Origin of the sequence: Chelativorans alearensis, from assembly GCF_010993735.1 — a bacterium.
GTDB classification, from domain to species: Bacteria; Pseudomonadota; Alphaproteobacteria; order Rhizobiales; family Rhizobiaceae; genus Chelativorans; species Chelativorans alearense.
The window spans coordinates 175633-199566 of record NZ_WQNI01000009.1; the positions used below are offsets into that span (position 1 = coordinate 175633).

Annotated in this window: 26 protein-coding genes; 9 read left to right on the plus strand and 17 right to left on the minus strand. The window is 65.4% G+C overall.

What is annotated here, in order from left to right:
- Window positions 1-35 precede the first annotated feature (35 nt).
- The gene (locus GPJ75_RS14970; protein ID WP_163269122.1) at window positions 36-746 is read right to left on the minus strand and encodes a DsbA family protein; all 711 of its coding nucleotides are present in this window, start codon (window positions 744-746) and stop codon (window positions 36-38) included.
- Window positions 747-859: 113 nt separating this feature from the next.
- Window positions 860-1375, minus strand: a complete 516-nt coding sequence (locus GPJ75_RS14975; protein ID WP_159587413.1) for a DUF721 domain-containing protein — start codon at window positions 1373-1375, stop codon at window positions 860-862.
- 48 nt (window positions 1376-1423) lie between these two features.
- On the opposite strand from GPJ75_RS14975, the gene mutY reads away from it, so the two are divergent.
- Both mutY and GPJ75_RS14985 read left to right on the plus strand, forming a co-directional pair.
- A complete protein-coding gene (mutY, locus tag GPJ75_RS14980) occupies window positions 1424-2551 on the plus strand; it encodes an A/G-specific adenine glycosylase (protein WP_163269123.1) in 1128 nt (375 codons plus the stop codon).
- Window positions 2548-3159 carry an HAD family hydrolase gene (locus tag GPJ75_RS14985; RefSeq protein WP_163269124.1) on the plus strand — a complete coding sequence of 204 codons (612 nt, stop codon included), beginning with the start codon at window positions 2548-2550 and terminating at the stop codon, window positions 3157-3159. The genes mutY and GPJ75_RS14985 overlap by 4 nt, the downstream gene beginning before the upstream one ends.
- A 48-nt stretch (window positions 3160-3207) precedes the next feature.
- Here GPJ75_RS14985 and GPJ75_RS14990 read toward each other — a convergent pair whose 3' ends face one another.
- Window positions 3208-4341: a site-specific DNA-methyltransferase gene (locus GPJ75_RS14990; RefSeq protein ID WP_163269125.1), complete on the minus strand. Its 1134-nt coding sequence runs from the start codon at window positions 4339-4341 to the stop codon at window positions 3208-3210.
- 363 nt (window positions 4342-4704) lie between these two features.
- Between GPJ75_RS14990 and GPJ75_RS14995 the strand changes: the two genes are divergently transcribed.
- Entirely contained in the window at window positions 4705-5394 is a 690-nt protein-coding gene (locus tag GPJ75_RS14995) for an HAD family hydrolase (protein ID WP_163269126.1), read from the plus strand.
- Between the two features lie 226 nt (window positions 5395-5620).
- Here the strand turns inward: GPJ75_RS14995 and GPJ75_RS15000 are convergent, their stop codons facing one another.
- Entirely contained in the window at window positions 5621-6181 is a 561-nt protein-coding gene (locus tag GPJ75_RS15000) for a hypothetical protein (protein ID WP_163269127.1), read from the minus strand.
- 123 nt (window positions 6182-6304) lie between these two features.
- Between GPJ75_RS15000 and thrC the strand changes: the two genes are divergently transcribed.
- The 4 genes from thrC to GPJ75_RS15020 all read left to right on the plus strand — a co-directional run bounded on the left by thrC (window position 6305) and on the right by GPJ75_RS15020 (window position 12779).
- Complete coding sequence (thrC, locus tag GPJ75_RS15005) at window positions 6305-7702, plus strand: threonine synthase (protein WP_163269128.1); 1398 nt, start codon at window positions 6305-6307, stop codon at window positions 7700-7702.
- Window positions 7703-7716: 14 nt separating this feature from the next.
- On the plus strand, window positions 7717-9009 hold the full coding sequence (locus GPJ75_RS15010; RefSeq protein ID WP_163269129.1) for a M16 family metallopeptidase: 1293 nt from the start codon (window positions 7717-7719) through the stop codon (window positions 9007-9009).
- A gap of 275 nt (window positions 9010-9284) precedes the next feature.
- On the plus strand, window positions 9285-9881 hold the full coding sequence (locus tag GPJ75_RS15015; RefSeq protein ID WP_163269130.1) for a GNAT family N-acetyltransferase: 597 nt from the start codon (window positions 9285-9287) through the stop codon (window positions 9879-9881).
- Window positions 9882-9887: 6 nt separating this feature from the next.
- Window positions 9888-12779: an EAL domain-containing protein gene (locus GPJ75_RS15020; protein WP_163269131.1), complete on the plus strand. Its 2892-nt coding sequence runs from the start codon at window positions 9888-9890 to the stop codon at window positions 12777-12779.
- Between the two features lie 82 nt (window positions 12780-12861).
- On the opposite strand, the gene GPJ75_RS15025 is transcribed toward GPJ75_RS15020, so the two are convergent.
- From GPJ75_RS15025 to GPJ75_RS15040, 4 genes are all read right to left on the minus strand, one after another.
- Window positions 12862-13146 (minus strand): type II toxin-antitoxin system RelE/ParE family toxin, encoded by a 285-nt coding sequence (locus GPJ75_RS15025; RefSeq protein ID WP_163269132.1) that lies wholly within the window; start codon window positions 13144-13146, stop codon window positions 12862-12864.
- Window positions 13136-13444: an antitoxin PaaA2 family protein gene (locus tag GPJ75_RS15030; protein WP_163269133.1), complete on the minus strand. Its 309-nt coding sequence runs from the start codon at window positions 13442-13444 to the stop codon at window positions 13136-13138. The genes GPJ75_RS15025 and GPJ75_RS15030 overlap by 11 nt, the downstream gene beginning before the upstream one ends.
- Window positions 13445-13670: 226 nt before the next feature.
- Window positions 13671-14387 (minus strand): hypothetical protein, encoded by a 717-nt coding sequence (locus GPJ75_RS15035; RefSeq protein ID WP_163269134.1) that lies wholly within the window; start codon window positions 14385-14387, stop codon window positions 13671-13673.
- A 1047-nt stretch (window positions 14388-15434) separates the two neighbouring features.
- On the minus strand, window positions 15435-16043 hold the full coding sequence (locus GPJ75_RS15040; protein WP_163269135.1) for a YqgE/AlgH family protein: 609 nt from the start codon (window positions 16041-16043) through the stop codon (window positions 15435-15437).
- Between the two features lie 126 nt (window positions 16044-16169).
- Between GPJ75_RS15040 and GPJ75_RS15045 the strand changes: the two genes are divergently transcribed.
- The gene (locus GPJ75_RS15045) at window positions 16170-16961 is read left to right on the plus strand and encodes a protein-disulfide reductase DsbD domain-containing protein (protein WP_163269136.1); all 792 of its coding nucleotides are present in this window, start codon (window positions 16170-16172) and stop codon (window positions 16959-16961) included.
- Window positions 16962-17080: 119 nt separating this feature from the next.
- Window positions 17081-17566, plus strand: a complete 486-nt coding sequence (locus tag GPJ75_RS15050) for a peroxiredoxin (RefSeq protein ID WP_163269137.1) — start codon at window positions 17081-17083, stop codon at window positions 17564-17566.
- Window positions 17567-17569: 3 nt separating this feature from the next.
- On the opposite strand, the gene rnhA is transcribed toward GPJ75_RS15050, so the two are convergent.
- The 9 genes from rnhA to GPJ75_RS15095 all read right to left on the minus strand — a co-directional run bounded on the left by rnhA (window position 17570) and on the right by GPJ75_RS15095 (window position 23888).
- Complete coding sequence (gene rnhA / locus GPJ75_RS15055; protein WP_163269138.1) at window positions 17570-18046, minus strand: ribonuclease HI; 477 nt, start codon at window positions 18044-18046, stop codon at window positions 17570-17572.
- Window positions 18043-19011, minus strand: a complete 969-nt coding sequence (locus GPJ75_RS15060; RefSeq protein ID WP_163269139.1) for a homoserine kinase — start codon at window positions 19009-19011, stop codon at window positions 18043-18045. Before GPJ75_RS15060 ends, rnhA begins: the two co-directional genes overlap by 4 nt.
- Window position 19012: 1 nt before the next feature.
- Window positions 19013-20017, minus strand: a complete 1005-nt coding sequence (ispH, locus tag GPJ75_RS15065) for a 4-hydroxy-3-methylbut-2-enyl diphosphate reductase (RefSeq protein WP_163269140.1) — start codon at window positions 20015-20017, stop codon at window positions 19013-19015.
- Between the two features lie 63 nt (window positions 20018-20080).
- Window positions 20081-20830: an SURF1 family protein gene (locus tag GPJ75_RS15070; RefSeq protein ID WP_163269141.1), complete on the minus strand. Its 750-nt coding sequence runs from the start codon at window positions 20828-20830 to the stop codon at window positions 20081-20083.
- Window positions 20827-21213, minus strand: a complete 387-nt coding sequence (locus GPJ75_RS15075; protein ID WP_163269142.1) for a DUF983 domain-containing protein — start codon at window positions 21211-21213, stop codon at window positions 20827-20829. Before GPJ75_RS15075 ends, GPJ75_RS15070 begins: the two co-directional genes overlap by 4 nt.
- Window positions 21214-21295: 82 nt before the next feature.
- The gene (locus GPJ75_RS15080; RefSeq protein ID WP_163269143.1) at window positions 21296-22177 is read right to left on the minus strand and encodes a cytochrome c oxidase subunit 3; all 882 of its coding nucleotides are present in this window, start codon (window positions 22175-22177) and stop codon (window positions 21296-21298) included.
- A 1-nt stretch (window position 22178) separates the two neighbouring features.
- Window positions 22179-22784 (minus strand): cytochrome c oxidase assembly protein, encoded by a 606-nt coding sequence (locus GPJ75_RS15085; protein ID WP_163269144.1) that lies wholly within the window; start codon window positions 22782-22784, stop codon window positions 22179-22181.
- Between the two features lie 8 nt (window positions 22785-22792).
- Window positions 22793-22951, minus strand: coding sequence for a hypothetical protein (locus GPJ75_RS15090; protein WP_163269145.1), 159 nt, complete (start codon window positions 22949-22951; stop codon window positions 22793-22795).
- Window positions 22952-22955: 4 nt separating this feature from the next.
- Entirely contained in the window at window positions 22956-23888 is a 933-nt protein-coding gene (locus GPJ75_RS15095; RefSeq protein ID WP_163269146.1) for a heme o synthase, read from the minus strand.
- Window positions 23889-23934: the final 46 nt, after the last annotated feature.

Sequence of the window (23934 nt, forward strand, 5' to 3'; positions counted from 1 at the left end):
CGGGGCGGGTGCGCCCTGCGCGGTCGGCTGCCGCCCTAAAGCAGCGGATCGATGATCGCCGCCATCTGCTCAATCGACATCGCTCCCGAATACTTCTTCCCGTTGATGAAGAAGGTGGGTGTCGCATCGACGCCGAATTCCTCGGCGCCGCGCGCGCGCACGGCTCTCACATCGTCCAGAAGTTTCTGGTCCGTCAAGCAAGCCTCGAAGGACTCCTGTGAAAAACCGGCAAGTTTTGCGATGTTGAGCAGCGCGCTCTGCGCATCCTGCACCGGCGCCCAGCTGTTCTGCTGCTTGAACAGGACGTCGACCATGGCGAAGTACTTGTCGTCCGCGCAGCGCGCCAGCATGAAGCCGGCCTCGGCGCGCGGGTCGAACGGGAACTCGCGCATGATGAGGCGCGCCTTCCCGGTGTCGATGTACTGCTCCTTCAGCGCCGGATAGGTGTTGACGTGGAAATTGGCGCAGTGGCTGCAGGTCATCGAGGCGTATTCGACAATGGTCACCGGCGCGTCCTCCGCGCCTTCCGCCTTCTCGGGCAGGGCGCCGGGCTCGAGCAGCTTGTCCATGTCGACGTCGCCCGTGGATTGCGGTGCGTCGACCGCCCCGGTGGTCATGGGCGAGGTGCCCTGCGCATCCGCCTCGCCCTCACCCTCGCCGCTGTCGCTGCAGCCGGCCAGGAGGGCGGCTGCAGGCAGGGCGGCCAGGGAGATGAGGATGCGCCTGCGCGCGATCGGTCCAGTCATGCGAATCACCCGAGTTTGTTCAAAATCCTAGCGATGGCAGAGAAAATAGCGATAGTCGGCGTGGAATTAAGGCATCCGCGGCCAAGCGCCAAACGCTAATTGCCGCAGGCCCCTCACGTTTCCGCGAGCGGCTTCTTGCGCGCCGCCATCACGTTCGCCCCCAGCCGCTCCAGGCTGGCCCGCAGCCCATCGTCCTCGATGTGGTCCGTCAGGCTGGCGAGCCTGCGGCGCTCCGGCTCGGAAAGCGGGCGCGGGGCCGGCCTCCTTTCGCTGCGCGGCGAGGAAACCTGCTTCTGCACGATCTTGACGCGGCCGATGGCGCCAAAGCCGAGGAACGCATTGGCGCGGGCGATGATCTCCGACGTCTCGTGCTGCACGTGAAGGGCGGCCGGCCCGCTGCAGGCGATGATCAGCGTCGCCGGCTCGAACGGGTCGTCCTCATGCGCCCGGCGCGGCCAGGCGATCTTCTCCGGCCGCGTGCGGGAGGCCAGCCGCTCCCCGACGATTTCCGCCCACGACTGCACCAGATCGATGGAAAGCCCGGCGCGCCGCCGCAACACCGGGTCGAGCAGCGCCGTCGCCAGGTCGCTCACCGGGACGGGATTGCCGCCTTGCCATTTCCCTGCCATGTGCTCATCCCTTGTTCCAAGCTTCACCCTAGCGCATAACGGCCGCCGATGACACGTCCCCTGACGGCAGAACGCTTGAACGCAACGCAAGGCACCTCCCCCGCCGCCCGCCTGCTTGCCTGGTACGACCGGCACCACCGGCGCCTGCCCTGGCGCCTTGCCCCGGAGGCGATCCGGCGAGGCCGGCGGCCGGACCCCTACGCCGTGTGGCTGTCGGAGATCATGCTGCAGCAGACGACGGTGGGCGCGGTAAAGCCCTATTTCGACGCCTTCATGGCGCGCTGGCCGACGGTGGAGGCGCTCGCCGCGGCCGGAACCGAAGACGTCATGAAGGCCTGGGCCGGGCTCGGCTACTATTCGCGGGCGCGCAACCTGAAGAAATGCGCCGACGAGGTGGCGGCGCGGCATGGCGGCGCCTTTCCCGACACGGAGGCCGGCCTGAAGGCGCTGCCGGGCATCGGCGACTACACGGCGGCCGCCATCGCGGCAATCGCCTTCGGCCGGCCCGCGGCGGTGGTCGACGGCAATGTCGAGCGCGTGGCCTCCCGCCTTAATGCCATCGAAACGCCCCTGCCCGCCGCCAAGCCGGAGATCAGGAAGGCCGTCGCCGCCATGGTGCCCGCCGGCCGCCCCGGCGATTTCGCCCAGGCGATGATGGACCTCGGCGCCACCATCTGCACCCCGCGCCGCCCCTCCTGCATCCTGTGCCCCCTCACCGAAGACTGCACCGCGCGCCGGTTGGGCACGGCCGAGCGCCTCCCCCTGAAGGCGCCGAAGGCGGAAAAGCCGGTGCGCCGCGGCGCCGCCTTCGTCGCCATACGCGAGGACGGCGCGGTGCTCCTGCGCCGGCGGCCGGACAAGGGCCTCCTCGGCGGCATGAGCGAAGTGCCGACCAGCCAATGGACGGCCCGCCTCGACGGCGCGCACGAGGCAACGGCCGCTCCCTTTCCCGCGCAATGGTCGGGCAGCGGCGTGGTGACCCACGTCTTCACCCATTTCACGCTTCGGCTCTCGGTGTTCCATGCCGCCGTTACCGAGATGGCCGCCCCCGCCGGCCATTGGTGGTCGGCGCCCGCCGCACTCCACGGCGAGGCCTTGCCGACAGTCATGAAAAAAGCAATCGAGGCGGCTATACCCGGCGCCACCAAGGCAAAGCGAGGAACGACGGCAAAATGAGCGAAATCCGCCACATCGTGTTCGATATCGGCAAGGTTCTCATCCACTACGACCCGGAAATCCCCTTCTCCCGCCTCATCCCGGACGAGGAGGAGCGGCGCTGGTTCTTCGCCAACGTCTGCACCAACGACTGGAACCTCGAGCAGGACCGCGGGCGCGGCTGGGCCGAGGCCGAGGCGGAGCTGATCGCCCTTCACCCCGACCGCGAGGCACACATCCGCGCCTTCCGTCGCCACTGGCACGAGATGGTCTCGCATGCCTATGAAGGCTCGGTGGCGATCCTGGAAAGCCTCATCAACGGCGGCCACGACGTCACCATGCTCACCAATTTCGCCGCCGACACCTTTGCCGAGGCGAAGGAGCGCTACACCTTCCTCAAGCGGCCGCGCGGGGTGACGGTTTCCGGCGAGATCAGGCTGGTGAAGCCGGACCCGGCGATCTACGCGCACCACGCCGAGAGCTTCGGCCTGGAGCCGGCGGCAACGCTGTTCATCGACGACAGCGCGAAGAACGTCGAAGGCGCGAAAGCGGCCGGCTGGCAGGCGGTGCAGTTCGTGGGGGCGGAGGCGCTGCGGGGGGATTTGCAGCGCTTCGGATTGGCGGCTTAAGGATGGGCGCTGCCTCTCCGACCCATTAGTCTCCGGCCAACACCAGCCTCACGCCCCCACCGCCTGCAGGCTCTGCCGCGCCACCTGGCGCAGTTCGTCGATGGGCTTCAGCGCCCCCGCCTCCTCGAAATGCCAGAAGGTCCAGCCGTTGCAGGCCTCCAGCCCCTGCACGCGGGCGCCGAGGCGGTGGATGGAGCCGGCCTCGTGGCCGATGGCCAGGGTGCCGTCGGCGCGCACATTCGCCGCCCAGCGCTTCTTGTGGTCGAAGAGCTGGGTGCCTGGCTTCACCAGCCCCGTTTCGATCAGGCTGACGAAGGCGACGCGCGGCTCGGCGCGCTTGCCCGCCATGAGGGTGAGGCTCTCCTCGTCCAGCGACTCGATCGCGGCGATGCGCTGCCGGGCCGCCTCGATGTAGCCCGGATCGCGCTCGATGCCGATGAAGCGGCGGCCGAGGCGCTTGGCCACCGCGCCCGTGGTGCCGGAGCCGAAGAAGGGGTCGAGCACCACGTCGCCGGGCTTGGAGGAGGCAAGCAGAACGCGGGCGAGCAGCGCTTCCGGCTTCTGGGTCGGGTGCATCTTGGCGCCCTCGGCGTTCTTCAGCCGCTCCTTGCCCGTGCAGATGGGGAACAGCCAGTCCGAGCGCATCTGCACGTCGTCGTTGGCCGCCTTCATGGATTCGTAGTTGAAGGTGTAGCCCTTGGCGTCACGGTCGCGCGAGGCCCAGATCATGGTCTCGTGCGCGTTCTGAAAGCGGCGGCCGCGGAAATTCGGCATCGGGTTCGTCTTGCGCCAGACGATATCGTTGAGGAACCAGAAGCCCAGGTCTTGCATGATGGCGCCGACGCGGAAGATGTTGTGGTAGGAGCCGATCACCCAGATGGTGCCGTTCGGCTTCAGGACACGGCGGGCGGCCAGAAGCCAGGCGCGGGTGAAGGCGTCGTAGGCGGCAAAGCTGTCGAAATGATCCCAGGCGTCGTCGACCGCGTCGACCAGCGATTGGTCGGGCCGGTGCAGCGCCCCCTCGAGCTGCAGGTTATAGGGCGGGTCAGCGAAGACCACGTCGGCCGACTTCTCCGGCAGCCTCTCAAGCGCGGCGACGCAATCGCCCTTCAGGATCGTATCCAGCCATTCGGCCTTCACGGGAGCCGAGGAGAGTTCCTCGAGACGACGCACCGCGGACATACGCAACACCTCAACGCTGACTGTTAACCTGCCGTTATGGTTACCGAAGAGAGTAAAAATTTTCGTAAAGGCTGTGACCGCATTTTGGATGCGCGGCATCCCCACCGGCGTCATCCCGGAAGCCGGAGCGAAGCGGAGGCTGTCCGGGACCCACTCCGTGACTCATCCACCTTCCGGCCCGCTTCGCCGGAGCTTTAGCACGGCGAGAATGGATCCCGGACAAGCCTTCGGCTTGCCCCTGATGACGATCACATCCTCACCGGAGGCTTTCAACATTCACTCCCGGCGGTTGCAGGCATCGCACGGAAGGTCTATCTGCCTGCCGTCCCGCCCAGAAACTTCCAGCCACAACGGATACACGCCATGCCTGCCCCGGACCTCATCATCTTCGATTGCGACGGCGTTTTGGTCGATTCGGAGATTGTGGCCGCGCGCGTCGAGGCGGAGATGCTGCGCGAGGCGGGGTACGAGATCTCCGCCGAGGAAATCGCCCAGCGCTATTCCGGCCTCACCTTTCGCGACATCCTGATGTCGATCGAAAAGGAGGCGGAGATGCTGTTCCAGGCTTCGCTCATCGACCATGCGGAAGCGCGGACGGACGAGCGCCTGCGCAGGGAGGTGAAGGCTATTTCCGGCGTCGCCCAGGCGGTGGCCGCGATCACCGTGAAGAAGTGCATCTGTTCCAACTCCACCGGCGAGCGCATCGCCGCGATGCTCAAGAAGACCGGGCTCAGCCCCCTCTTCCACGGCGTCATCTTCTCCTCGCTGGAGACGCCGAGCAAGCGGCCGAAGCCGGCGCCGGACGTCTTCCTCTTTGCTGCTGAAAAGATGGAAGCCGACCCCTCCCGCACCTTCGTCATCGAGGATTCCGTGCACGGCATCGCCGGCGCGCGGGCGGCCGGTATGCGCGTCATCGGCTTCACCGGCGCCTCGCACAGCCATCCCAACCACGCCGACATGCTGATGGAAGCGGGCGCCGAGACCACCATCAACCGCATGGCCGACCTGAACGGCGTGATCGCCGCGCTATCGGAGTGGTCGGCGGACGTTTGAGCCTGCGCAGGATTGGAGGGGCCGGCCCCCTCAAGAACAGGGCTATCGCATATAGGTCATCTTTGCCGGCTTCGCCGGACCCCCACCCTCAATCCCTCCCCTCAAGGGGGAGGGAGGCAGGCCGCGCACGACTTCGTCCCCCTCCCCCTTGAGGGGAGGGGTTAGGGGTGGGGGTCCGAGCAAGGCTCCTGGATTTCACCCCTGAACCGGCCCCACCTAATCCCTCCTACTCATACGGCCCCTCGTCATACCCCACGATGAGCTGCACCCCGCGGTCCACCTGGCCGGGAATGACGACATTGGGATCGGTGAAAAGGAACTGCGTGGCGCCCGACGTATCCGCGATCGAGACGGAGTGCCTGAAAAGCTGGGAATAGAGCACCTCGTCCCCGCGCACGGCGGCCACGCGGATGGGCATGGTGATCGTGCCGGTCCGGCCCTTCGGCCCCGGCACCACCTTGCCGGCAACGGCCACCGTCATGGTCATCGACCCGTCGCCGCGCTTGCAGGCGCGGGTCACGTCGGCGATCGAGGCCTGGTAGACGATGTTGTCGGGGTTGCCCTCGCTCCCCCGCTCGTAGGTCCTGAAGTAAGCAGTGCCGTCGCGCAGGGTGGCGGGCGGGCAATAGGCCCTCAGCTCGCTTTCGCGGATCGGCTCGTTCTGCGCGCCCCCTGCCCCGAGGCCGCCGGCATTCGGCGTCGCCCCTTGCTGGCAGCCTGCCAGAAAAACCGAACCGAGGAGGATGAAAGCCGCAGCACTATGTCTTATGAACAATGGTCGTCCCATGAACTCACACTTTCCTATGACTAGGTCGCTGTTCTATACCAACCGCGCGAGAGAATTTCGACCAGCAGTTTGGCGCATTTCTCCCCAACCTTTGTGGCGGCTTGTAGACCCGGAGCAATACAGATGAATTACGTGAGTACGCGCGGCGAAGCGCCGGTGCTGGGCTTCTCCGACGCGCTGCTTCAGGGCCTCGCCCGCGACGGCGGCCTCTACCTGCCGCGCGAGTGGCCGCGTCTTTCCCACGAAGAAATCCGCGCGCTGCGCGGCCTCTCTTACGCCGAAGCCGCCTTCATCCTGATAAAGCCCTTCGTCAACGAGGAAATCGCCGACGCGGCGCTGAAGCGCATCATCGAGGAGAGCTACGCCACCTTCCGCCACAAGGCGGTCTGCCCGCTGGTGCAGACGGGGCCGGCGGAATTCGTGCTGGAGCTCTTCCACGGCCCGACCCTTGCCTTCAAGGACGTGGCGATGCAGCTTCTGGCGCGGCTGATGGACCATGTGCTGGCGGAACGCGGCAAGCGCGTCACCATCGCCGGTGCCACCTCGGGCGACACCGGCGGGGCGGCGATCGAAGCCTTCGCCGGGGCGCAGCGCGCCGACGTCTTCATCCTGTTCCCGCACGGCCGGGTCTCGCCCGTGCAGCAGCGGCAGATGACCACCTCGGGGGCGGCCAATGTCGAGGCGATCGCCGTCGAGGGCAATTTCGACGACTGCCAGGCCCTCGTCAAAGCCATGTTCAACGACCACGCCTTCCGCGACCGTGTGTCGCTGTCGGGCGTCAATTCCATCAACTGGGCCCGCATCATGGCCCAGATCGTCTACTACTTCACCGCCGCCGTATCGCTGGGCGCGCCGGAGCGGCCGGTCTCCTTTACGGTGCCGACGGGGAATTTCGGAGATATCCTCGCCGGTTACGCGGCAAAGCTCATGGGCCTTCCCATCGGCCGGCTCGTCATCGCCACCAACGAAAACGACATACTGGCGCGCGCATTGGCGGGCGGCGATTATGTCACGCGCTCCGTCGTCCCGACGACCTCGCCGTCGATGGACATCCAGATATCGTCCAATTTCGAACGGCTTCTGTTCGAGGCCTCGGGCAGGAACGCGGCGGAGGTGCGGGGCTACATGGAAAGCCTGCGGCAGTCCGGCAGCTTCCTCATCAACGCGGGCACATTGTCGCGCATCCGCTCCGAATTCGCCGCCGGCCGCGCAAGCATGGACGAGACGGCCGAGACCATCCGCGCCACGCTTGCCCAGAGCGGGTATCTCGCCGATCCGCATACGGCGACGGCGCTCAACGTGGCACGGGCCCATGCCCTCCCCGGCGAGACGATGGTGGTTCTTTCCACCGCCCATCCGGCCAAGTTCCCCGATGCCGTCAACAAGGCGTGCGGCGTCACTCCCTCTTTGCCCGCATGGCTGAAAGGGCTTATGGAGAAAGAAGAGATCTACACGGTCCTTCCATCGGACCTGAAAATGGTGGAAGATCACATAAGCCGCCGAACAAGGGCGGAAGGTTAGGGAGTGAGTACCATATGAACGTAGAGGTAAGCCGTCTGTCGAACGGCTTGACGGTGGCGACCGAAACCCTTCCGCATCTTGAATCGGTTGCGCTGGGCATATGGGTCAAATCCGGCTCGCGCAACGAACACGAAAACGAGCACGGCATCGCCCACCTGCTCGAGCACATGGCCTTCAAGGGCACCGGCAAGCGCAGCGCCCTCAAGATCGCCACGGATATCGAGGATGTCGGCGGCGAGATCAACGCCGCCACCAGCGTCGAGACCACCGCCTTCTACGCCCGCGTGCTCAACGACGACCTGCCCCTGGCCATCGACATCCTGGCCGACATCCTGACGGATTCCAAGTTCGATCCGGAGGAGCTGGAGCGCGAACAGCACGTGATCCTGCAGGAGATCGGCGCCGCCCACGACACGCCGGACGACGCCGTCTTCGACCGCTTCACCGAAACCGCCTTCCGTCACCAGGCGGTGGGCCGCTCCATCCTCGGCACGCCGGAGACGGTGGAATCCTTCACCTCGCCCCAACTGCACGGCTTTCTGGAGCGCCAGTACGGCGCCGATCGCATGGTGGTGGTGGCCGCCGGCGGCGTGAAGCATGACGACTTCGTGCGCCAGGTGGAAGAGCGGCTGGGCGCGTACCGCGAGAAGGCCGACGCCGTGGCGCCGCAATACGCCCACTATGTCGGCGGCGACTATCGCGAACATCGCGAATTGATGGACGCGCAGATCATCCTCGGCTTCGAGGGCCGCGCCTATCACGTGCGCGACTTCTACGCCTCGCAGGTGCTTTCCATGATCCTCGGCGGCGGCATGTCCTCGCGCCTCTTCCAGGAGGTGCGGGAGAAGCGCGGGCTGTGCTACTCCGTCTACGCCTTCCACTGGGGCTTCTCCGACACCGGCGTCTTCGGCGTGCACGCGGCCACCGGGCGCAGCGACATCGAGGAACTTATCCCGGTGATCTTGAGCGAACTGCAGAAGGCGGGCGAGCGCATCGACCAGGCCGAGCTCGACCGGGCGCGGGCGCAGTACCGCGCCGGCCTGATGATGTCGCGCGAAAGCCCGGCAAGCCGCGCCTCGCAGATCGCGCGGCAGCTTCTGCTCTACGGCCGGCCGATCAGCATGGAAGAATTGATGGACCGTCTCGCCGGCCTCACCGTCGAGCGCCTGGCCGACCTTTCGGCGCGCCTCTTCTCCTCCAAGCCGACGGTCACCGCCATCGGCCCGGTCGGCGCGCTGGCCCCGTTCGAATCCATCCAGGATACGCTCACCGCGCCGCGTCCGATGCTGCGGAAGCTGGCGGTCTAGTGGTGCGATCCTGACAGATGGTACCCATCTGTCAGGACAAATCGCCCCACCAGATTAATAGCTTGTGGGCTGACTTTTCCAAACAGATGGGTACCATCTGTTTGGGTCAGACCACTAGGTGTGTTGAGATTCAGGTCAGGGCGAGGCGAAAATGGTGATTTTCGAGAACCGGAGCGCAGTGTACGTACGGGTACATGAGCACCGGAAGCGCAGAAAATCGCCATTTGCAGCCCGCCATGGCCTGAATATCGGCACACCCTAAGCGCCCGACGGACATGTTTCAGACGCCCTTCTTCCGCCGCGACGTTCCGGCGCTCGAGGGCGGGAACGTGCGTCTGCGCATGCCCCTATCGCAGGATTACGCCGAGTGGGCGGCGCTGCGCGAGGCAAGCCGCGCCTTTCTGGAGCCCTGGGAGCCGCAATGGGCGCCGGACGAGTTGTCGCGCCGCTCCTTCCGCCAGCGGCTGAGGCGCTATCACGACGAATACGACCAGGGCACGGGCATCTCCTTCTTTCTCTTCGAGCGCACGGGCGGCCGCCTTGCGGGCGGCATCTCTCTTACCAACATCCGCCGCGGCGTCGCCCAGTCCGCGCATGTGGGCTACTGGATGGGCGAGCGCTTCGCCGGCCGCGGCATGATGCTGGAGGCGCTTAACCTGGTAATTCCCTTCGCATTCGAGACACTGAGCTTGCACCGCCTGGAGGCCGCCTGTATTCCCAAAAACACGCGCTCCATACGGTTACTTGAAAAAGCCGGATTTCAGCGCGAAGGGCTTTTAAGGTCCTACCTGCGGATCAACGGTACATGGCAGGACCATTATCTCTACGCCCTCATCGCGGGGGAGCATCGGGGCAAATCGAGGCGAGGCTGATACGTGTTGCGTTCCTTACCAGCCGCAAAGCATGCTGTTGCCCTTCTTCTTGCGGCACTGCTCCTCGCCTTGGCCGCCCTTCCGGCCTCGGCGGTCGAGCCGATCAAGATCTCGCCCGACGATGTCGCGCTCGACCTGTCGCGCGCCGTCGAGATCCACCGCGACCAGGGCGAGAACTTCCAGATATCCACCGCGCCGGGCGCCGACGGCATCGTGCGGCGCATCGAGGTGGAGGCGCAGGACGAGCGCTCGACCGGCGACTGGGCCGTCTTCGCGCTCGCCAACACCACGGACGAGCAGCTCGACCGGCTGATCGTGGCGCCGCATTTCCGCCTCGTCGATTCGGGCCTCATCTGGCCGGACCTCGGCTCGCAGCGCATCTCCGCCATCACGCCCAGCGAGGGCTTCGCGCTCGACCGGCAGGAGAGCGGCGATGCCGACGAGTTCCTGGTCACGCTCAACCCCGGCACCGTCGTCACCTTCGTCGCGGAGCTGTCCTCCCGCAACCTGCCGCAGGTCTATCTGTGGGACCCCGCCGCCTATAAGGAGACCGTCAACTCCTACACCCTCTTCCGCGGCATCGTCATCGGCATCGCCGGTCTTCTGGCGCTGTTCCTCACCATCCTGTTCGTCGTCAAGGGCACATCCATGTTCCCGGCCACGGCGGCGCTGGCGTGGGCGATCCTGGCCTATATCTCGATCGATTTCGGCTTCCTGACGCGCCTCGTCGATATCTCGCCCGGCAGCGAGCAGCTGTGGCGCGCCGGCAGCGAGATCGCGCTTGCCGCCACCCTCGTCGTCTTCCTCTTCGCCTATCTCAACTTGAACCGCTGGCACGAGCGCTTCAGCTACGGCATGCTGGCCTGGATCCTCGGCCTCGTCATCATCGCCGGCGTCGCGTGGATCGACCCGGCCATGGCCGCCGGCATCGCCCGCATTTCCTTCGCCGCCACCGCCGTCGTCGGGCTCGGCCTCATCGTTTATCTCGGGCTCCAGGGCTACGACCGCGCCATCATGCTGGTGCCGAGCTGGCTGATGGTGCTGGTGTGGCTCGTCGGCGCCTGGATGGCGGTGACGGGCCGGCTCGACAACGACATCGCGCAGCCGGCGATCGGCGGCGGGCTCATCCTGATCGTGCTCCTCATCGGCTTCACCGTGATGCAGCACGCCTTTGCCGGCGGCGCCCTGTTCCAGGGCCTGTTCTCCGACATGGAGCGCCAGGCGCTCGCCATCACCGGCTCCGGCGACGTCGTCTGGGACTGGGACGTCCTGCGCGACCGCGTGGTCACGAAGCCCGACATCAGCCGCCAGCTCGGCCTGCCGGAGGCGAGCCTCAACGGCCCGGCGCGCAGCTGGCTGCCGCTTCTCCACGCCGACGACCGCGACACCTTCCGCACGACGATGGACGTGGTGCTGGAAAACCGGCGCGGCCGCATCGCCCAGAGCTTCCGCCTGCGCGGCGCCGACGGGCACTACCACTGGTTCACCCTGCGCGCCCGCCCCGTCATCGGCTCGGACGGCGAGGTCATCCGCTGCGTCGGCACCATGGTCGACGTGACGGAGCAGAAGAAAGCGGAAGAGCGGCTCCTGCACGACGCCGTGCACGACAACCTGACGGGCCTGCCCAACCGCGAGCTGTTCATCAACCGGCTGGACGCGACCATCGCCATGGCCGGCAGCGAGCACAACATCCGCCCCACCGTCTTCGTCATCGACATCGACCGCTTCAAGCAGGTCAACGACGAGCTCGGCATCTCCGCCGGCGACACGATCCTGCTCACCATCGCACGGCGGCTGCACCGGCTCCTGAAGCCCGGCGACGCGCTCTCCAGGGTCGCAGGGGACCAGTTCGCCATGATGCTCCTGTCCGAGCAGGAGCCGGCGCGCATCGCCTCGGTCGCCGACGCGGTGCGCCAGGCGATCCGCTCCCCCGTCACCTTCGCCCGGCGCGAGATCGTCCTGACGCCCTCCATCGGCCTCGTCTCCTGGACCTCGGCGCAGAACGCGGCCGAAGAGATGCTGAAGGACGCGGAGCTTGCCATGTACCAGGCCAAGCGCTTCGGCGGCGACCGTATCGAACCCTTCCGCCCCGCCTTCCGCTCCATCGGCACGGACCGTCTGCAGATGGAATCGGACCTGCGCCGCGCCGTCGAGCGCAAGGAGTTGAGCCTCGTCTATCAGCCCATCGTGCGGCTCGAAGACAGCAGCATCGCCGGCTTCGAGGCTCTCCTGCGCTGGGAGCACCCGCGCCGCGGCGCCATCCCGCCTGCCGATTTCATCCCCATCGCTGAAAGCTGCGAGCTCATCGTGCCGCTCGGCCTGTTCGCCATGAGCCAGGCGGCCGAAGACCTCTACGCCTGGCAGAAGCAGCTCGGCGACCTGCCGCTGTTCATGTCGGTCAACCTGTCGAGCCGCCAGCTCATCCGCCGCGATCTCGTCGGCGACGTGCGCTCCATCATCGCCCGATCCAACATCAAACCGCGCTGCTTCCGCCTGGAGCTGACGGAATCGCTGGTGATGGACAATCCCGAGCAGTCCGCCCACGTGCTCGGCAAACTGAAGAAACTCGGCATCGGCCTGTCGCTCGACGATTTCGGCACCGGCTACTCTTCCCTCGCCTATCTCACCCGCTTCCCCTTCGACACGATCAAGATCGACAAGAGCTTCGTCGACGACCCGAGCTCGAAGGGCGACGTGCTTTTGAAGTCCATGATCACCATGGCCCACGAACTCGGCCTCTCGGTCGTCGCCGAGGGCGTCTCGGAAAAGCGCGACCTGAAAGCGCTGCGCCAGGTCGGCTGCGAATACGCCCAAAGCTTCCACTTCGGGCCACCGGCCGACGCGGAGGCGAGCCTCAGGCTGCTGATGGAACAATATCCGGGGCCGGTGGCGGGGTGAGGGGTCAGCCAACGATTTGGCTTTTTGAGCGACGAACGCCCGGAGCCATAGCGGAGGGCAGCACCCATGGGTAGGCCGGGATTTAAAGCTTTTTCGGCCATTTCCGGGCGCCATGCATGACGCAGAGAATGGTCACTACCTCGCTCTCAACCAGATATGGAACCACGAAGGGCGTCCCGGCAATGACCAACTCACGCGTTCCTTTCACACGGCCCGGCCGGCCGATCCCTGGATATTCGGCCGGTTTCGCCGTTTGCTGCCGGATCGCTTCATGGACATCATAGGCCGCTTGAGGACTGTCAGCGGCGATGAAACGGACGATCTCTCCAAGGTCGCGCTCTGCGAGCGGTCGCCACTCAACCCTCACGGCGTGCCTTTGCCGCGGCGATCTCGTCAATGATGGCGCGCGTTCGCTCCATCACAATGTCGCGGGGAACGCTCGGCCGCGGATCGTCGATCGCCTCTTGCACCTGGTCTCGGAACCATGCGTCATATCCTGGCTCCGCTGGCCGATTTTGCTCGACATAGGCGCGCATGAAGTCGCGGAGCACCTGCGCGGCCGGGCGATCGGCTGCGTCGGTAGCAGCCTTGAAGGCAGCCTTCAGATCGGCCGGGACGCGGAAATTGAAGTTCTCTTCCTTGGGGTAGCGAGTAGTCCGGGGCATGGCCAGATCCTGAACTGCACTGATTTTGTAATCACATAATACGTGCATCCATTAATGGCAAGGTCTTGCCGTGGCGATCTGTTCCCTGCCGTCGCTTAAGATTGGAAGCAGATCTCCCACGAGCCAATATTTCGAGAAAGACGCGGCGCCGTCACCGCCGACTTCGGATCGATGCCACAGAGCTTGATTGATGCGAAGAATCCCGATCACAGCGCGGCGTCATGGATCACCGGTCCCGTGTTGGCAAAGGGCTTTCCCGCCGCCTAGGCGCATAATCCGGCGCGGAGGTTGCCCCTATGCCTTCCATGTACGAGAGCAAGACGTAAGCGAAGGTCAGCACCCCCGCCATTTCGAGACCCTCCTCGATGTTCGTCAGCATTCGATAGCGAAATGACTCCGTGCCTTCTACCTCCGCAATGCTGCCGCCGACCATTTCGAAGCCGACAGCGCCGCTGAGGAAAAGAACGGCGGAAAGCACCAGGAGTATCTCGAGCCGCGGCGGAAACGACCGGATGAACGGAATGAAGGCGGCAAGTCCCAACAGACTGATGACGCCGGCCGGCGCCGCCCAAGCGAAATACAGGATACCAGTGTTTTGGACCCTCGACGCCAAGGCGGCGGAAATCTTCTCGTGAACGGTTACGAATTCATCGAACGATACCAGCAGGAAAAGAACGGCGAGGAAGTACCAGTGCCACTTGAACCGGCTGCCGCGCATCGCTGCATCGCCCCCAGCCACAAGAAGCAGCCATGCCACGGAAAATGCCGCCACCACCGAAAGCCACGTGAAGGCGCTCTGCTCGGAGTCCACGTCGAGCAGCCATATCTTGTTGGAGAGATCCAACCTCGTTCCAGAATACAGGATCAAATCCTGTGAAACGCTTGCGCAGAAAAGAAGCAGGGAAAAGAGGCAGGAAAGCGCGAATAGCTGCTTCCATTTCACCAAAAATCGCCATGGCGAATGGAAGCTCGTTGCATGGGACCCGCGGAACTGGACGTTCACAGGCGTCTGCGAATGGAAGGTCGCTATACGGGATCCCCGGAGATGGGCGTTCACAGGTGTCAACGGGCCGTCTCGTAATCTCGTGTTTATGAGCTGTCGTATGAACTGTCATAAATATGTCATAAAAGCGTCATCCCGCCGGATGGCTCCTGTCACAAGAAATTTCAATACCGCGCCCGGCGTGTTTGCGGGCTGTCCTGCCGGACATCTCCCCCACCCGCGCGCGTCATCCCGGAAGTCGGAGCGAAGCGGAGGCTGTCCGGGATGACGCGCGTTGGTGAGGCGGCCGGCGCCCTTCACCTCAGCCGGCGATGCCTCGCCTGCGCGGGGATAAAATGTGGCGACAAGAATTCTTTCTTCCCCACCAACCCATTGTTTTCACTCACTGCAGAAAGATTTCTCCGACTTTTTTCGCAGGATTTTATCCCCCCTCCCCAGCCCACCCTTATAATCCTCCCCATCGCCCTCACGGGAACCTTGGTCCGGACCGGGGACACGGGGAGGGCGGCGGAGACCTCGCCCTGCAGGAACGGTACCTGCAGGCGTGAGGGCCCGCGACAGGCCGGCGGTACCGGGGGTGCTGGGTATGAGACAGCATCACGGAAAAGCCGGGCACCGGGTGAGAGACGGTGCCAGGCGACCGCGGAGAAGCCGCTAGGGCCTTTGTTCGGCCCGGCTAAGACCACCCCCTAATTGGGTGCAGCCGGGAAGGAGAAAGGCCCAAGTGACCGGCCGACTGTCGGGACAGCCTCCGGTGGGGCGCGTTGGACGCGCCTTATTTGAGGCGCTCCCAAAGCGCCTCGTGCGGTGCCGAAGACGCGCCCCGCTTCCCACCTACTCAATGGCCAGACGGTGAAAACCGGGCGTGGCAACGATGGCGCTTGCCCCTGGTTCACAGCCCAAAAAGAGAGATGGATGGACGAGAACGATCTGCTTCCACCCGAACCGGCGCGAGCACCCGGTCGACAAGACCGCGATTCTCCCTCCTCAGGCGTGTCCCGCCGTCTGGCTCAGATGCGCCAGATCGACGCCGATGGAGGCCAGGATGCGGTCGTAGAGGGAATCGATGTCGCCCTCGAACAGGAGGTCCGGCGAGGCCGGGCAGGCGAGCCAGCCGTTTTCGGCGATCTCCATCTCGAGCTGGCCGGCGCCCCAGCCCGAATAGCCGAGCGCCATCAGCGCGTGGCGCGGGCCCTTGCCGGAGGAGATGGCGCGCAGGATGTCCATCGTCGCCGTCAGGCACACCTGCTCGGAGACGGGCATCGAGGAATCCACCATATAATCGCCCGTGTGCAGCACGAAGCCGCGGCTGCGGTCGACCGGGCCGCCGCTGCGCACCGGCATCTCACGGGCGCGGGCGGGAAGGCGGATCGACTGGCTGCGGTCGAGGATGCCGAGCTCGACCAGGACATCCGTGAAGCCGAGCTGCTGGGTGCGGTTGATGATGAGGCCCATGGCCCCGTCCTCGCTGTGCGCGCACAGATAGATGACGGAGCGCGCGAACCTCTCGTCGCGCATGCCCGGCATGGCGATCAGGAAGTGGTTCTGCAGCGTGCCCTCTGGGCCCGCCCTATTGGCGCCTATCTCCCATTCCATGGCATAAGCCTACCGCGTTTTGACCAAGCTTGAAAGACGCCAACCGTGCCTGCCTCACGCGAAAATGATGATCGGCGTTACCGGGAGCGCATTGCGCTGAGGCGGCGTAGCCGGCAATGTCCGCCAATGTTTTACGCGCTCGCAATCCCGGTGTTCGCCCTCACTCTCGCCACGCCCGCGGGCGCGGCCTCCAGCCAGTGGTTCGAAAGCGACGGCGGCGCCGTCCGCATCGTCACATCGGGCCTGGCGGACGAGGAAGGCCGCCTGCGCGGGGCTCTGGAGATCAAGCTGGAGCCCGGCTGGAAGACCTATTGGCGCGACCCCGGCGAAGCGGGCGTGCCGCCGCAGATAGAGCTTTCGCCCTCCTCCGACATCAGGCACGCGGAAATCCTCTTCCCGCCGCCCAAGCGCATCACCGATCCCTACGCGACATGGGCGGGCTATCCACAAAGCGTCGCGCTGCCGGTTGTCTTCGGGCCCGCCACGCCAGGGGCCGCCGGCATTATCGAGGGCAGCATGTTCCTCGGCATCTGCGAGACGATCTGCATTCCCTTCGAGGCTTCCTTCTCCTTCGACGCCGGCGCCGACCCGGACAATGCGGCCGACGGCATCGTGGTGACGGCCGCCTTCGCCGCCCTGCCCGACGATGCCGGCCCCGGCTTCGAACTGACCCGCGTTTTACGGCAGGGAAGCCGCCTGCTGCTTGATGCCGATCTGCCCCCGGAGGCGGGCGAGCCGGTGCTTTTCCTCGACGCACCGGAAGGCATGCGGCTGGCAACACCGGCGCTCGAGGAGCGTGAGAACGGCACCGCTGCCTTCGTTGCCGAAATCCTCGACGCGCCCGATGAGGCGGTGGAGCTCCACTATACGCTTGTCCTCGGCGGAAAGGCCGTCAGCGGCACGGTCGCAATGCCATAGAGCGATACCAATTCCCTACACGGCCCTACTGGCCGCGCCGCCGTTTCCGCCTTAGGTTTCAGGCGCGCCGCATCCTTCTCAACGGCAGATCCAATCCAACACCATCCAGGAGACTATAAATGACGATTTCCATCGGCGACCGGCTACCCGACGTGATGCTCAAGAAGGCCTCTCCGGAGGGCGCGGAGGATGTCGGCACCGCCGATTTCTTCGCCGGTCGCAAGGTGGTGCTGATCGGCGTGCCTGGGGCTTTCACGCCCACCTGCAGCAACGATCACGTGCCGGGCTTCGCGGAGAATTACGATGCCATCCGCGCCCGCGGCGTGGACGTCATCGCCGTCCTCGCGGTCAACGACCACCATGTCATGGGTGCCTGGGCGCGCTTTACCGGCGCCGAAGACAAGCTCGTCTTCCTGGCCGATGGAAACGGCCAGTTCACCAGCGCACTGGGCCTCGAAACGGACCTGTCGAAAGCCGGTCTCGGCACGCGCAGCCGGCGCTTTTCCATGCTGGTCGAGGATGGCGTCGTCAAAGAGCTCAACATAGAGGAAGCGCGCGGCCAGGCGGTCACCAGCGGCGCGGCGCGCATTCTCGAGCAGCTTTAGGCGTTAAGAGGGCGTGGCCCGCGCAGCCGGCCTGGTGCGGCGCTTCTTCTTGAAAGGCGCCATGCCGGCGCGGGCGAGCGCGTCGGCGCGCTCGTTCTCGGGATGCCCGGCATGGCCCTTGACCCAGTGCCAGCGCACCTTGTGGCGGTCGGTCGCCTCGTCGAGGGCCTGCCACAACTCGACGTTCTTCACCGGCTTCTTGGCCGCCGTCTTCCAGCCGTTCCGCTTCCAGCCCTTTATCCAGCCGGAGATGCCGTCGCGCACGTAGTTGCTGTCGGTGTAGAGGTCCACCTCGCAAGGTTCCTTGAGGGCATTGAGCGCCTCCGTCGCCGCCTTGAGCTCCATGCGGTTGTTGGTGGTCTCCGCTTCACCCCCCGAAAGCTCCTTCTCGGCGCCGTTGTAGCGCAGCACCGCCCCCCAACCGCCGGGGCCCGGGTTGCCCGAGCAGGCGCCGTCGGTGAAAATCTCGATCTTCTTCACGCGATGTCGATCCCATATTCGGTGGGCGCGGCGATCTGCCGGTGGAAGCGCAGGCGGCGGACGTATTCCATCGGATCGCGCTTGTTGACGAGGGCGCCGTCGGGGATGGTCAGCCAGTCGTGCAGGCGCGTCAGCATGAAACGCAAGGCAGCCCCCCGCGCCAGAAGCGGCAGCGCCTCCACCTCGGAAGGCTGCAGCGGCCGCACGCTCTGATAGCCGGCAAGAAGCGCCGCGCCCTTGGTGAGGTTGTAGGAGATGTCCTTTTCGAAACACCAGGCGTTGAGACAGGTGGCAATGTCGTAGGCCAGGAGGTCGTTGCAGGCGAAGTAGAAGTCGATGAGGCCCGAAACCTTGCCGCCGAGGAAGAAGACGTTGTCGGGAAAGAGGTCGGCATGGATGATGCCCGAAGGCAGGTCCGTCGGCCAGTGGCGCGCGATCTCGGCGAACTCCCTTTCCACTTCGCGCGTCAGCCCCGGTTCCACCTCGTCGGCGCGCCCCTTCGCGCCCTCCCACAGGTGCATCCAGCCCTCGGGCGAGAGCGCGTTCTTGCGTTTAAGCGGGAAATCGGCCGCTGCCTGGTGCAGGCCCGCCAGCGCCTTGCCCACCTCGCGGCAATGCTGCGCCGTCGGCCGGCGCATCCACATGCCTTCCAGGAAGGTGATGAGGGCGGCGGGGCGGCCGGCAAGCTCGCCGATCGTCTGCCCGTCGCGCCGGTGGACAGGCAAGGGACAGGTGACGCCTTTTCGCGCCAGATGCTCCATCAAGCCCAGGAAGAAGGGCAGATCCGCTTTGTCCACCCGGCGTTCGTAGAGGGTGAGGATGAAGGCCCCTTCGGAGGTGTGCAGGAGGTAGTTCGAGTTCTCGGTACCCTCGGCGATACCCTTGTAGGAAAGCAGCTCGCCCACCGGATACTCCCGCAGGAAAGCGCCAAGCTCTTCCTCCGAAATGTCGGTGTATACGGCCATGTCAGCTCACGCCGTTGACGAAGGCCATGTCCGACTTCGTCAATTCGACATCGCGCAAGGGGCGCATGACGGGGAAGTTCTCGCGCTCCTCCGCGGTGATGGCGAGGTCGACGGTCACCTCATAGCGCTCGGCGAAGGCGTCGATGATCTCATCGACGATGATCTCCGGTGCCGAAGCGCCAGCCGACAGGCCAAGCACGGCGATCTCGCCGATCTCGGCCCAGGGAATTTCCGAAGCGCGCTGCACCAGGAGAGCGCGGCTGGCCCCTGCCCTTTCGGCGACCTCGACCAGGCGGCGCGAGTTCGACGAATTGGGGGCGCCGACGACGAGGAAGAGGTCGGCGCCGGGGGCGGCTTCCTTCACCGCCTCCTGGCGATTGGTCGTGGCGTAGCAGATGGATTCGGCCGACGGCGCCCGCAAGGTAGGAAGACGCTTCTCCAGCGCGCGGATGATGTCGGCCGTGTCCTCCACCGAAAGCGTGGTCTGGGTCACGTAACCGAGTTCCATGCCCTCGGGCGGGGAGAAGCGCTCCGCATCCTCCACCGTCTCGATGAGCGAGACGGTCCCCTCCGGCAACTGCCCCATCGTGCCGATCACCTCCGGATGCCCGGCATGACCGACGAGAAGCACATGGCGGCCCAGGCGCTGATGGCGCATGGCCTGCTTGTGCACCTTGGAGACCAGCGGACAGGTGGCGTCGAGATAAAAGAGGTTGCGGCTTTCCGCGTCGGCCGGCACGGATTTCGGCACGCCGTGGGCCGAGAAGACCACGGGGCGGTCGCGGTGCGTGTCGGGGATCTCGCTCAGCTCTTCGATGAAGACGGCGCCGCGCTCCTGCAGGCCCTCCACCACGTAGCGGTTGTGCACGATCTCGTGGCGCACATAGACAGGCGCGCCATATTTCTTGAGCGCCAGGACGACGATCTGGATGGCCCGGTCGACGCCGGCGCAAAAGCCGCGCGGCCCGCACAGCCGCACGATCAGCTTCCGCTTGTGCCCATTCATCGGCATCGCCTCAAAAAACTCCTGTCGTCCCGCCCGGAAAGTGGGTGCGGCCTGCGGCCGGTGTCAAGTATCGCCCGCGCTGCGACGGCGCAGGAACCAGTAGCCCAGGACGCAGACGAGCGCAAAGGCCAGGCCGTACCAAGTGACGGCGTATTGCAAATGACTGTTCGGCAGGTCGATCCGGGTGACGCCGCCAACCGGCAGGCCGCCGGGATTGGGCGCATCGTCGGCATCGACGTAGAACGGGTAGACCTTCTCCCCGGCAAGCCCGGCCGAGCGGGCCATAGAGCCAAGGTCCTTCCAGTAGAAGATGTTTTCCGTCGTGTCGTTGTCGGGCACGATGAAGGAAGGTTTCTCCGCCGGTGCCGTGCGCGCGAGGCCGCCGACTTCCACGCTACCGGGCACCTGTCCCGCGGAACGGGTGGCCGGGTCCTTGCGGTCATACGGCACGAAGCCGCGGTTGACGAAGATGTAGTGGCCGTCGGCGAGCCGCAACGGCGTGTGCACAAAGAAGCCGGACTGGCCATGCCAGGTGGCGAGATAGTGCCGCTCCGCCTCGTGCAGGAATGAACCGGTGACCGCCACCGGGCGGTAGTCGACATCACCGCCCTCGGCGTTGAGGCGGGCAACCTCCTCAAGCGGCCTGGGCGCGGCGGCAATCCGCTCTTCGATGCGCTGGACCAGCCCTTCTTTCCATTGCAGGCGCTTGACCTGCCACGTGCCGAGCACCAGGAGCAGCACCAGCACGGGGATGCTGATGGCGAGAAGCAGGAAGCTCCCGCGGGGGCCGGTGTCGTGCACGGCTACACTCATTCCGCCTTTTCCAACCGCCCTTCGGCGGCCTTGTTCCGGTATTGCAGGGCGATGAGAAGCCCCTTTATCAGCCGAAGCGCCGTCAGTGAAAGCACCAATGTTAGCGGTACCCACAGCAGAAAATGCAGCCAGAGCGGCGCGCCGGTCGTCACCTCCAGCCACAGGGCAAGGCCGACGACGATGAAGCCGATGATGAGGATGACGAAGGCAGCCGGGCCGTCGCCCGAATCGGCAAAGCCGTAGTCGAGCCCGCAATTGGCGCAGCGCTTGCCGACGCTCAGGAAGCCGGAGAAGAGCCGGCCCTCGCCGCAGCGCGGGCAGCGGCCGGAGAGCCCGGCGCGGACCGGATCGACCGGCGGCCAGATGGCCTTGTCTTCACTCATCGCAGGTTTCCCGTTTCACCAAAAAGGACAGGGGCAGCCGTTCGTCGCGGCCGCCCCCTCCACAAATTGCGATCTTCGCCGGTCAATGCGCGATCGTCGCGCCAGCCGAGGCCCACACATAGACGAAGGAGAAGAGGAACAGCCACACGACGTCGACGAAGTGCCAGTACCAGGCGGCGGCCTCGAAGCCGAAATGCTGCTGCGGCGTAAAGTGGCCGGCCATGGCGCGCAACAGGCACACGGCCAGGAAGATCGTGCCGACGATGACGTGGAAGCCGTGGAAGCCCGTCGCCATAAAGAAGGTCGCGCCATAGATCGAATCGCTGAAGGCGAATGGCGCGTGCATGTACTCATACGCCTGAACGGCCGAGAACAGAAGGCCGAGCACCACGGTCAGCGTCAGGCCATAGACCAGGCCCTTGCGGTCGTTCTCCAGAAGCGCGTGATGCGCCCAGGTGACGGTGGTGCCAGACAGGAGCAGGATGATCGTGTTGTAGAGCGGCAGGTGGAAGGGATCGAGAACCTCAACGCCCTCCGGCGGCCAGACGCCGCCGGTGAACTCGGCTCGGCTTACCTGGGCCGCCTCTCCCGGGAACAAGCTGGCATCGAAGAAAGCCCAGAACCAGGCCACGAAGAACATCAGCTCCGAGGCGATGAACATGATCATGCCGTAGCGCAGATGCAGCGAGACCACCTTGGTGTGATGCCCCTCCTGGGCTTCCTTGATGGTATCGCTCCACCAGGCGAACATGGTGTAGAGCAGGATCAGCATGCCGACCAGGAAGAGCCAGAAATTGGCGGCCGCGAGGTTTATGCCGAAGAGCGGGAAGGTCGCGCCCTGCGCTGCTTTCATCCAGGCGATGGCGCCGATGGCCGTCACAAGCGCGCCGACCGAGCCGATGAAGGGCCAGGGGCTCGGATCGATGATGTGGTAGTCGTGGTGCTTTGCGTGGGCGCCAGCCATGTTATCCCTCGATCTTCTGGTTCTTTGCTTCCTCGGGGCGCGGCGCTTCGACCGATTCCTGAGGCAGCGGGTAGAATGTGTAGGAAAGCGTGATCACCTTCAGGTCTTTCAATTCCGGCACGTTCACGATCTCCGGGTCGACGAAGAACTGCACCGGCATCTCGTATGACTGGCCGGGCTGCAGCTCCTGCTCCGTGAAGCAGAAGCACTCGACCTTGTTGAAATAGGCGCCTGCAAGACCCGGCGCGACGTTGAAGGTTGCGGTACCGGTGGTGGGCCTGGAGGAAAGGTTGCGCGCCACGTAGGCGATCTCCACCGTCTCGCCGATCTTCATCGTCACCTGACGCTGCTTGGGCTTGAACTCCCACGGCAGCGCGGCGTTCGTGTTGGCGTCGAAGCGGACGGTGATCTCGCGGTCCAGGATGGTGTCGGAATACTGCTCCACCCGCTGCGTCGTGCCGCCGTAGCCGGTAACCTGGCAAAAGAGCTGGTAGAGCGGCACGGCCGCATAGGAAAGCCCCACCATGCCGGCGAATACGCCGACGCAGAGCACGGCCACGCCGCGGTTGCGGCGGTCGCGAGCGCTGTCGGAACTCGTCGTGCTCATCGCGCTCCTCACATGGCCCGGTCGAACAGGGACGGCCCCAGCTTCATGAGGCTGCCCAGATAGACGATGATGACAAAGGCGGCGAGCGCCAGAGCGATCGCGATGGAGCGGTTGCGCCGCGCCTTCAACTCTTTCTCCGTCGGCTTGATACGATCGTCGTCCGGCATCGCATCAGCCTCCAACACGCGAGATCATGCCGTCGACGAGCAAAGCGGCGAAGATGGCGAAGAGGTAGACAAGCGAATAGGCGAACAGCGCTTTGGCCGGGCCCATCGCCCGGTCGCCGTCAGCCATCCTCAGCACATGCCAGGAGTACCAGACGAAGCCGCCGCCCAGCACTGCCGCCACGGCACCGTAGGCCATGCTGGCGAAGCCGAGAACGCTCGGCAGAACGCCGCTTGCGGCGACCAGAACGGCATAGGCGAAGATTTGCCGCTTGGTGTGCCCCTCGCCGGCAACATTCGGCATCATGGGAATGCCGGCACGGGCATAGTCGCCGGTCTTGAACAGCGCCAGCGCCCAGAAATGCGGCGGTGTCCAAAGGAAGATGATGAGGAAGAGCACGAGGCTTTCCAGCGTCACCGAGCCGGTGATCGCCGCCCAGCCGATGACCGGCGGCAGCGCACCGGCGGCTCCGCCGATAACGATGTTCTGCGGCGTCGAGCGCTTCAGCCACATGGTGTAGATGACGACGTAGAAAAAGATGGTGAAGGCCAGAAGGCTGGCGGCCAGCCAGTTGGCCATCAGGCCCAGCGTCATCACCGAGAAGGCCGACAGAAAGAGGCCGAAGCCAAGCGCCTCGCCCGGCGCCACGCGCCCTCTCGGCAAAGGCCTGCCCGCCGTGCGCGCCATCTTGGCGTCGATATCGGCGTCGTACCACATGTTCAGCGCGCCCGCCGCACCCGCGCCGACGGCGATCGCCAGGATGGCGATGACAGCCAGAAGCGGGTTGGGCGTGGCCGGCGCCAGGACCATGCCGACGAAGGCGGTGAAGACGACGAGCGACATGACGCGCGGCTTCAGAAGCGCGATGAAATCGCCCGCCGTCGCCTCGGAGAGGCGACCGACGTCTCCATCCACATGCTTTCGTTCGACCAACGCCATGTTTCTACATTTCACTCAAAGCTGGCGCGCCCGGACATCGGTTCCG